At 66.4% G+C, this 9,905-nt stretch carries 7 protein-coding genes and 1 pseudogene; 6 read left to right on the plus strand and 2 right to left on the minus strand.

The genetic code is table 11. The annotated features are described in order from the left end of the window. Window positions 1-114: 114 nt before the first annotated feature. Entirely contained in the window at window positions 115-390 is a 276-nt protein-coding gene (locus FMEAI12_RS02260) for a hypothetical protein (RefSeq protein ID WP_112104801.1), read from the minus strand. A 455-nt stretch (window positions 391-845) separates the two neighbouring features. Between FMEAI12_RS02260 and FMEAI12_RS02265 the strand changes: the two genes are divergently transcribed. The 6 genes and pseudogenes from FMEAI12_RS02265 to FMEAI12_RS02290 all read left to right on the plus strand — a co-directional run. Continuing rightward, a complete protein-coding gene (locus FMEAI12_RS02265; RefSeq protein ID WP_235013608.1) occupies window positions 846-1,904 on the plus strand; it encodes an MHYT domain-containing protein in 1,059 nt (352 codons plus the stop codon). Between the two features lie 613 nt (window positions 1,905-2,517). Then, window positions 2,518-2,949: a helix-turn-helix domain-containing protein gene (locus FMEAI12_RS39435; protein ID WP_200835160.1), complete on the plus strand. Its 432-nt coding sequence runs from the start codon at window positions 2,518-2,520 to the stop codon at window positions 2,947-2,949. Between the two features lie 413 nt (window positions 2,950-3,362). After that, on the plus strand, window positions 3,363-4,253 hold the full coding sequence (locus FMEAI12_RS02275; RefSeq protein ID WP_235013609.1) for a DUF5995 family protein: 891 nt from the start codon (window positions 3,363-3,365) through the stop codon (window positions 4,251-4,253). A gap of 172 nt (window positions 4,254-4,425) precedes the next feature. Beyond that, window positions 4,426-6,456, plus strand: coding sequence for a GAF domain-containing protein (locus FMEAI12_RS02280; RefSeq protein WP_112104803.1), 2,031 nt, complete (start codon window positions 4,426-4,428; stop codon window positions 6,454-6,456). 228 nt (window positions 6,457-6,684) lie between these two features. Next, a complete protein-coding gene (locus FMEAI12_RS02285) occupies window positions 6,685-7,485 on the plus strand; it encodes an SAM-dependent methyltransferase (protein ID WP_235013610.1) in 801 nt (266 codons plus the stop codon). Between the two features lie 141 nt (window positions 7,486-7,626). After that, window positions 7,627-8,731, plus strand: a pseudogene (locus FMEAI12_RS02290) (integrase core domain-containing protein); the annotation flags it as partial. 170 nt (window positions 8,732-8,901) lie between these two features. On the opposite strand, the gene FMEAI12_RS02295 reads toward FMEAI12_RS02290, so the two are convergent. Then, complete coding sequence (locus tag FMEAI12_RS02295) at window positions 8,902-9,195, minus strand: hypothetical protein (protein ID WP_112104805.1); 294 nt, start codon at window positions 9,193-9,195, stop codon at window positions 8,902-8,904. Window positions 9,196-9,905: the final 710 nt, after the last annotated feature.

The raw sequence follows: 9,905 nt of genomic DNA on the forward strand, positions 1-9,905 counted from the left end.
ACGATCAAGACCCTGCTCAAGCGCATCCAGTACCGCCCCGACCTGATCGCCGGCTTCCTCGGCCAGACCGACCTGCCCCTCGACCCGGAACCCCCGTAGCCAGACCCTGACCATTCAAGCTCTGTAGCTGCCACTGAAACGCTCGCCGGAGGGCCCGATCTGGCCTCCTCCGACACCCGCCAGCTCCCGGAGACGGTTCTCGACGTAGCGCTCACTGTGGTTCGTCTTGTCCGCGATCCGCGCGACGAGGTCATTGATGTCGGTCGCGGCGTCGAGGTCCGCCGTGCTGATCTGACCGAATTGGTCGAGGATGTTGTAGCGGAGCTGCCGCCAGTTCTGGCGCAGCTGCTGCTCTACCTGCTGGCGCTGCTGATCCTGCTGCTGGGCCATGTAATGATCCCCTTCTTGGTGGTCATTTTCCAGGCGCGGTGAGGGTGTGGGAGGAACGCTACCTCAGCTGGTTCCGGCAGTGCGAAACCAGCACGGGAATCGGAATGTATACGCGCAGCCCAGGTGTCTTCCATCGAACTTCCCGCCGAACCCATGCGCGCGATCCATACGGAAATACAGACCATAAAATCCACCAGTGGGGTGCCAGAAGTCGGCCTGAGTCTGTGACCGGGCGTGACGCGAAGGTGTGGGATCGACGGCATGATGGTCGGCTGTGTCCGCACGTCTGCTGCATCTGATCTTCGTACGGGTACGTAACCGGCTTGTCCTGCTCGGCCGTTCATCAGCGTCCAAGGACTTGGAACTGTTGATGTTACGACACGAGGTCGGTGACGGCACCAGCGTACCGCCCGGGCGCCTCGTGGCCCTCTTGTGATCCTTCGTGTTGCCCAGGGGTGGTCTGCCTCGTCGGAGCTGGGATTCCACCGCAGGGAAGCGATAGGAATCTCTGCGACAGTGAAGCCGCAAAACGGGGAGTAGCGGTGAATGGCATGGGTGCCGCAGCAAATCCGACCGTGGTAAGCCTCGCGGCCGCCCATACCCATCTGGATGCGTCCTACAATCTGTATTTCGTCGGACTTTCCTATGGCTTAGCGGCGCTCGGCTCCTTTGCGGCCCTGGCCAGCGCGACCCGGATCCGGGAGCACCACGGGGCCAAGCGGCTTGGCTGGGCGGCGGTGACGGCCCTGGCGCTGGGCGGCGGCGGGATCTGGTCGATGCATTTCGTCGGGATGGTCGCCTATCACGTCGAGGTCCCCGTCAGCTTCGACCTCCGGATCACCCTGCTGTCGCTCGTCATCGCGGTCGCCGTCTCCGGGGTGGGAATTTGGGTGGTGGCCGCAGACCCGTTCAACGCCGACAGGCTCGTTCGCGGCGGCATCTTCGCAGGGCTGGGTATCGCGGCGATGCACTACACCGGGATGGCGGCGATGCGGACCGCCGGGGCGATCGACTACAACCCCAGCTTGGTGTTGATTTCTGTTGTCATCGCCACAGTGGCTGCCACTGTCGCCTTCTGGATCGCGTTCCGTGTCGGCGGCATCATCCGGGTCCTCAGCGCATCCGCGGTCATGGCTGGCGCGGTCTGCGGGATGCACTACACGGCGATGGCGGCAACCCGTGTCACGCCCGATCCAAGCCTGTACCCACAGGTCGGATGCGACCCGTTCACGCTGGGTATTCTCACCACGTTCGGGTCGACCATCGTGCTGATGTTCATCATCGTCACCGCGCTCGGCGGTGTCACCAGCCCCGAGTTCCACGTCCACAGAATCAGGCGGGACAGGATCTTCGTCTCGTTGCTGAGGGGTGGCTCCGTCCCGGATGCCCCCGCCGCGCCGGCCGCGACCCGGCGGATCACCTCGGTGAGACCGACATCGCCGCCCGGGACCCGCGCGAAAGCACCCTGCCACTGCGCACGGTCCCCCGGCAGCAGCCGGCGACACCACCGGTGATGCGCAGATAGCACCCACGGGACCGGTCAGCCGCCCTGCGCCAGCGAGAGATCAGCAGACGGGACAAGACGATGTACGGCCAAGATCGACGGGTCCCGCTGGATGCACCAGATCTCCTTGCCGCGCCTACCCCGGCAACAGCCGCTACCGGCGGCACCACGACAACCCCTGCTATCACAGGGAGCGTCGAATGGGTGTCGGCGGAAAGGTCAGAGGCTCCATTCGACCCGGCGGTTCAGGTCGTTCGCTTGGACTTGCCTTTGGTTCGGTGTGGTCCGCTGGCTGGTGGCACGCCCGCTGGGCGGACGGCCGGTGGGTGAGGTGCTGCCCTGCGCGTGCCGCATACCGGCCGTCAGTGGGATGCTGGGACACGGTCCGGATTGCTGACGACGCACGTTCGGATCGAGGCCCTCGGCCGGTGTGTGGACGCACCGACCGGGGCCGCCCTATCCGTGCCTGCCTGTGGGTGCCCGAAACCTGTCCGCAGGACCTGACCAGGGCTTCTGCCTCACCCGATGATCGATAGGCCTTCCCCTGAAGGCGATCGGACACCTATACCCCACCGGCTACACGTGCCCTTGACCGGGACACCACCACGTGGATGATCCTGGCCATGGCGGTTCGGCTGATCTACCTCGTCTTCTGTCAGCTGGCAGGCTGGCTGGGGCTGGTGGCTCGCAGCTCGGCGGCGAAGGACGCCGAGATCCTCGTGCTCCGCCACGAACTCGCCGTGCTACGCCGCCAAGTCGCCCGGCCCCGGTTCTGCTGGGCCGACCGCACGATCCTCGCCGGGCTGGCCCGGCTGCTCCCGCAGGCGTCCCGGTCGATCTTGTTAGTGCGACCAGAGACGATTCTGCGCTGGCACCGCCAGCTGGTCCGCCGCCGCTGGACCCAGCCGCACCGCCCACCCGGCCGGCCCTCCACCCCAACGGAGATCCGCCAGCTGATCCTCCGCCTCGCCAAGGAGAACCCCCACTGGGGCTACCGCCGCATCCACGCCGAACTCATCCGACTCGTCCATCAGATCGGGGCCAGCACCGTCTGAACGATCCCGCGCGCCGCCCAGGTCGATCCCACACCCCGGCACACCAGCCCCACCTGGCGACAGTTCCTGCACACCCAAGCCCACGGGATACTGGCCTGCGACTTCTTCACCATCAGACACCGTCCTGCTGAGCAAGCTGTACGTCCTGTTCTTCCTCGAGCTGGACTCCGCCGGGTGCATTTCTCTGGTCACACGGCGTCACCTCCCGCTGTCTGCTGGGCGCACGAAAGATCCGGGTTAGAGCGGGTTACAGCACTTAAGTACCCGCATCAACGATTGTGTTCTAATGTATTGCGCTATCTATATGAATGAAGGGGAGCCCGCGCTCCTCCTTGGGTCGCATTGCCCTAAGATCACACTCCATGATCCTTTTTCTTGCTCGGGCGGGTCTGGTTTCCCGAATGGTGGTGGCGATGGTTGCCGGTATCCTCGCGGCGACTGTGGCGGTGGTGTCCGCGACTCCCGCCGGGGCCGTGGAGCCACTATTCCTGGGCTGGACGAGCCTGCTACCGCCGCTTCCCACCGCCTACGCTCCTGCTGACGCGGAGGAATGCGCCGCCGGAGATCCGGCCTGCGTGGACGCGACCATCGTCCAGATGCAGACCCGCTACGACGATCTCGTGGCGAGCTGTGACCACAACGCGGTGTTCGCTTTGACGTATCTGCGTACGACGGAGGAATACCGGCGGGTGGCCGCAGAACCCGGGTTCTTCGACGACGTCTCCTACGTCAACACCGAGGACGCCGTGTTCGCCGCCTACTACTTCCACGCCTACGACGCCTGGCAGGTCGGGCAGAGCGCCGCGGTGCCACGCGCCTGGGAGATCGCGTTCGACGCGGCGAAGCAGCGCCGGCTCGCCGGGGCCGGCAACCTGCTGCTCGGCATGAACGCGCACGTCAACCGCGACCTCCCCCTGGTGCTGGCGTCGCTGGGTCTGGTCGCGGCGGACGGGCGCAGCCGCAAGCCCGACCACGACCAGATCAACGTCATGCTCAACCGCGTCGTCGACCCGCTGCTGCATGAGGCGGCGGATCGGCTCGACCCCTCGATCGACAACATCGCGACCCCGCTGGGCCTGTCCTACACGGCGCTGATGCAGATCCTGGTCGTATGGCGCGAGTCCGCCTGGCGTAACGCCGAACGCCTGATGAACGCCCCGACCGTCGAGGCCCGGGCACGGATCGTGAACGAGATTGAGGCGGCTGCCGCGACGACCGCCGTGACACTGCGGACCCTCTACACCCGCCCCGGTCTGCTTCCTCTTGGCCAGGACCGCGACGAGTACTGCGCCTCCCGTGGCTAGCGCCCGGGAAGGCGGCAGCGCGGGCGCGGGGTACTGTTCCGACGACAGCAGATTATGACGGGTCGGCCGGATGGCTGAGGTCGACGCCGGCCGTCAGGGGCGTTCGTGGCTGCCCGAGCAGCGGCGGGCGCCCGGCGGGGGAATCCGCTGTCGCGATGGAGGGGGGCCGTCGATGACATCAGTATCAGGTGATGCCCGGCACGTCGGCGCGGGGAGCCGGGTTGGCGAACATGTCGGTGATGTTGAGGCCGCCGTGCTGCTCGATACGTTGAGCGAGGTGGTGTTCCGGACCGACGCGGAAGGCCGCTGGACGTATCTGAACCGGGCGTGGACGAGGCTGACCGGCTTCGAGATCGGCCCCAGTCTCGGTGCCCGGTTCCTGGACTACGTCCACCCCGACGAGTTGGAGTACACGGTCGCCCTGTTCATGGGGGTGGTCGCCGGTGGCGCCAACCACTGCCATCACGAGACCCGGTACCGCACCAGTGACGGCAGCTACCGTCGCGTGCAGATCAGGGCGAACGTGCTCCGGGACGGGGCCGGTGAGGTGATCGGTAACACCGGCACGATTCTGGATGTCACTGACTCCCGTCGTGGCAGCGAGACGATCGGTGAGCACGCCGCTCTGCTCGAGCTCGTCTCCTCGGACGCACCGGGCGGCGAGCTGCCCGTGGGGGTGGTCGTGTATGACGCTGATCTGCGGCTACGGCGAGGCTCACCGGTCGTTGATCGGCTGGCCGAAGCACCGCAGCGCATCGGTGACCCCCTCGCCCAGCTGATGGAACTGTTGGCGCCGGCCGTCCCGGGGCAACGCGCCCTGGGCGGTGAGTGGGGGCTGGTTGCGGTCGCGAAACGCACCAACCACGCCCAGGTCAGCGACCTCGACATCGCCGACCCCCGCCCCGGCCGGTCGCTGCGGGTGTCGGTGATCCCTTATCTGCGGGACGGGGAGGAGATGCTCGCGCTCGTCCTGGCCGACATAACCGACCTACGCCGCGCCGAACACCGTCAGGCAGGCCTCGCCCGGCTCGGCCACCGGGCCATCTCCAGCTCAGACACCGCCGCGCTGGTAAGCGAGGCCGCCGCGATGGTTGCCTCGACACTCAGCGTTGCCGGCTGCGAGCTGATCCACGTCGACCCGCGAGGCGGCGACGCAGTCGGCACGAGCCCGCTACTTGACCGGGTCCTGGCCGACGACCAGCCTGTAGTGATCGATAGCCCGGTCACCGAGCTGGCTCGTTCTCTGGCCGGACCCCCGCCAGATTCGCCGGATGTCGCCACCGTGCTCGCCACGCGTGTCGGCGGCGCAGGGTTACTGTTCGGTGTCCTCGCCGCCCACAGCACGACCCCACGTTGCTTTACCGACGACGAGGTCCAATTCGTCCAGGCGGTGGCCGATATCCTCACCGCAGCCCTCGAACGCGACCGCACCGACCACGAACTGCGCAGACTCTACCGGCGGGCGGAACACGGCAGAGCATGGCTGGCCGCAAGCGCGCACACCATCACCCAGGTCCTCGCCGCCGCCGAGCCGCGCGACGCCCTCGACCTGGTCGCAGCCACGGCGAGAACGATGGCGGGCACCGACATCGGGGTGGTTGCCGTGCCCGACGAGCACGGCAACCTGGTGATAACCACAGCCGACGTCGCTCCCGGCCTGCCGGCTGCGCCCGATTCCCTGCTCGGGCTGACCCTCGCACAGGGCGTGACCCCGGTGGCCGAGCAGCTCACGGCCGGTGGCACCGTCGTCCTCGACAGTCTCGACCTGCGTGGCAGCAGGATCTCCCCGGCGCCCGACATGCCTATCGCCACCGCACTGATCCTCCCGCTACGGATCACGCAGCGATCATCGGCCGTGCTCATCCTCGGAAACCACACGGACACAGCACACCTCCCCCTCCACGACGTCGAGCTGATCGAGGCGTTCACCCACGACGCCGCGCTCGCAGTCGAACTCGTCCAGACCCAACACGACCGGGCCCGCCTCGCCGTCTACCAGGACCGCGACCGCATCGCCCGCGACCTCCACGACCAGGTCATCCAACGCCTCTTCGCGATCGGCCTACACCTACAATCCCTGACCCGGGCCGCCGGTGACATCACCGCAGCCCGCCTCACCAGCGCCATCAACGCCCTCGACCACACCATCGACGACATCCGCCACACCATCTTCGACCTACACCCCACACAACCAGGCCCATAAAACCCGACCCAAACGGGGGTCCGCTGGTCCTACACCGGCATCGGCCCCGCCGCCCTCGTCCTGGTCGGGCAGGACGGTCCACCCCATCGGATGCTCCCTGCGGGTCATGGGAGAGTCTGGGAGAAAACGCCAGTATCGTCCGTGTACGGGCACTGTCGGAGACTAGGGGGGATCGTGACTGAAAGCGACGATGCTGGCTGGGACTACCGCTCGGTAGCGCCGGACTGGGTGCCACCGGACGTCGACCTGAGAACCGACGTGGCGCACTCGGCGCGGGTCTACGACTACGTCCTGGGCGGCAAGGACAACTTCCCGGCCGACCGGGCGGCGGCTGGGGAGTTTGTCAAAAGTTTGCCGAACCTGTCCACGTCCATGCGGGCGAACCGAAGTTTCATGGTCAGGATGGCCCGTGTCCTGGCCGCGAAGCACGGTATCCGCCAGTTCCTGGACATCGGTACCGGGCTGCCGACCGCGCCGAACCTGCACGAGGTCGCCCAGAAGGTCGCGCCGGAATCGCGGATCGTCTACGTCGATAACGATCCCATAGTGTTGGTCCACGCGCGGGCCCTGCTCACCAGCACCCCCGAGGGGCGGACCGCCTATCTCGATGCCGACCTCCACAACCCAGAAGGGATCCTGGAGTCCGACCAGCTGCGGGAAACCCTCGACCTGAGCCAGCCCGTGGCGGTCAGTCTGATCGCGATCGTGCACTTCATCGCCGATGACACGGTCGTGCAAGACCTCATCGACCGGATCATGCGTCCGCTCCCGGCGGGCAGTGTCCTGGCGCTTTCCACCACTACCGCCGACAGCGCGCCCGAGGAAGTTCACGCCGGCGAGGCCGCGTACAAGGCCAACGGCATTCCGCTGATCGCGCGTGACAAAAGCACGGTGGAGCGTTTCTTCCACGGGATGGAACTCCTCGACCCCGGCGTCGTGCTCGTCCACCACTGGCATCCCGACGATGAGGCGGCTGCGCTGGACGACGCCCACGTGTACATGTACGGCGGAGTCGCCCGGAAACCGTAGGATGCGCGCTGTCAGCGTCAGCCTGGTGTCGCTGGTCATGACAGAGATCCCGGCTACTGGGCATGAGCGAGAAATGCACCGACGTGCCGTTTCCGACCGTGTGAGGCTCCAGAACCCCGATTTGGGCGGTGACCTGCGTGTTTGCCTACGGGCCGGGGTCCGTGTCGGGCAGGCTGGACGGTCATGGTGTGGTCGCTGCTCTACGCCCTGACACGCAACACTCTCGGACTGATGCTGCTCCGCGTGCGCGGCGACACCGCGAAAGACGTGGAGCTCCTCGTCCTGCGACATCAGGTGGCGGTGCTGCGCCGGCAGGTGAACCGGCCCGGTCCTGGAACCGGCGGACCGCGTCATCCTCGCAGCCCTGTCCCGGCTGCTACCCCGGTCCAGCTGGGGTTCGTTCTTCGTCACCCCAGCCACCGTGCTGCGCTGGCACCGTGACCTCCTCGCACGCCAATGGACCTACCCCCGCAAGACCCCCGGGCGGCCGCCGGTCCGCAGGGAGATCCGCGAACTGGTCCTACGCCTCGCGCAGGAGAACCCGACCTGGGGCCACCGCCGGATCCAGGGAGAACTGATCGGGCTGGGTTCCCCGGTCGGGGTCGCCACCGTCTGGCGGATCCTGCACCGCGCCGGCGTCGACCCCGCACCCCGCAGGTCCGACACCTCCTGGCGCACGTTCCTGTCCGCGCAGGCCTCCGGCCTGCTGCCCTGCGACTTCTTCACCGTGGACACCGCGTTCCTCCAACGGATCTACGTGTTCTTCGTCGTCGAACACGCCACCCGCCATGTCCACGCCCTCGGGGTCACGAAGCATCCGACCGCGGCGTGGGTCACCCAGCAGGCACGGAACCTGCTGGGTGATCTCGACGAGTGTGGCCACCGGTTCCGGTTCCTTCTCCGTGACCGCGATACGAAATTCACGGCTTCCGTCGACGCTGTCTTCGCCGGGGCCGGCATCGACGTGGTAAGCACACCCCCTCAAGCCCCGCAGGCGAACACGATCGCGGAACGCTGGGTCGGCACCGCCCGCCGGGAATGCACCGACAGGCTGCTGATCATCTCCGAACGGCACCTCACGTCGGTCCTCGACAGCTACGCGGAGCATTTCAACACCCACCGACCCCACCGCTCCCTCAGCCAGCACCCACCCGACTCGCCACCCGTGGTCACCCCGACGCCGGATTCCACCGTCCGTCGCACATGCATCCTCGACGGCATGATCAACGAATATCGCAACGCCGCCACTTGCGCGGAAGATCCTGTCAACCGCAAAAGACCAGCTCACAGGCCGAATCGGGTTTCTGGAGCCCCACAGGGACGCAGCGCCGGATCGGTGCTTTGTGCACCCCGGACGCTCCGGGGAAGGCGAGAAGTTCCTGGTTCTCAGCGGTACCTGTCAGGGCGACGTGCGCGTCAGAGCTTCTTCCCGAAACGGTAAAGAGCGCCGCTCTTGGTCGCGATAAACCGGGTCGGAGTGACGAAGAAGACCTCGAACGAGTCGCTTACCGCGCCGGCACCCGCTTTCAGGTTCTCGCAGCGGATCCCGTTGCTGACCTCAGGGATCGCCGTGTAGCCGCCGACCCAAAGCGTTCCGGCGTTCATGGCCTCCTGATGGAACTCCCACGGAGTGGGGTGGAAGCTACCGATAGCGCCGTTGTCATCAAACGCAGCGACCGACCACTTCGTGTTCGCAGGACTGAACGGCATGATGTAAGTTCTCCCCGCTTCTCGGCGCCCGTGTATCTCACGCGCGCATGGCGTTGACCGTGATTCCTGAGAGCTTCACCGGTGGCAGAAGGAAATTTCCGCTATCGCAGTGGGCTAGATTTCCGTGTCCAGGTTAGAGCTCTGTCGAGCTAGCCATGGACGAAGTCAAAAGATCGATGACTTTGCGAGTGGAACTTTCCCACCCCGCGCGGCGAACAGCCGATGCGACGTGGAAGCTTCTGTCGGATAGTTCGATTCTCTGCGATGGCCATCCCCCCAGAAGTCAGCCCACATGTTGCCCTCCCGACGGCCGCCGATGAGGGGTCATCAGCCGTCGATCCAAGCCTGGCAGGAACCAGGCCCGCATGGGGAGACTTCTCAAAAATTTGACACCTCGCAAATAACGCATCACCCGCCGCCAGCGCGCCTCGCCGCGCCCATCTAGGAGTGTGTCTCAGTAATGGTGACCTGCGGGGCTCCAGAACCCCGATTTGGGCGGTGACCTGCGTGTTTGCCTGCGGGGCGGGGCCCGTGTCGGGCTGTGGGTGCCAGAACTGGGCCATCGGCGCTGACCTGGGCTTTTAGTGGGCGTTCTGCACGCTTTTGCCGGGTCTCAACTTGGGTTGATCTTTGGGGTGGTCGGTGGGGCGGGCTGGGGAAGGACGAACAGGCCGGGATCGGGCTCGGTGAGAACACCCCGTTCCACCAGG

It is taken from the genome of Parafrankia sp. Ea1.12 (assembly GCF_900465275.1).
Taxonomy (GTDB): domain Bacteria; phylum Actinomycetota; class Actinomycetes; order Frankiales; family Frankiaceae; genus Parafrankia; species Parafrankia soli.

Excerpts from the sequence above, each read along its gene's own strand:
- FMEAI12_RS02260 (WP_112104801.1), bottom strand. The coding sequence starts at position 390 with ATGGCCCAGCAGCAGGATCAGCAGCGCCAGCAGGTAGAGCAGCAGCTG.
- FMEAI12_RS39435 (WP_200835160.1), top strand. The coding sequence starts at position 2,518 with ATGGCGGTTCGGCTGATCTACCTCGTCTTCTGTCAGCTGGCAGGCTGG.
- FMEAI12_RS02275 (WP_235013609.1), top strand. The coding sequence starts at position 3,363 with ATGGTTGCCGGTATCCTCGCGGCGACTGTGGCGGTGGTGTCCGCGACT.
- FMEAI12_RS02280 (WP_112104803.1), top strand. The coding sequence starts at position 4,426 with ATGACATCAGTATCAGGTGATGCCCGGCACGTCGGCGCGGGGAGCCGG.
- FMEAI12_RS02295 (WP_112104805.1), bottom strand. The coding sequence starts at position 9,195 with ATGCCGTTCAGTCCTGCGAACACGAAGTGGTCGGTCGCTGCGTTTGAT.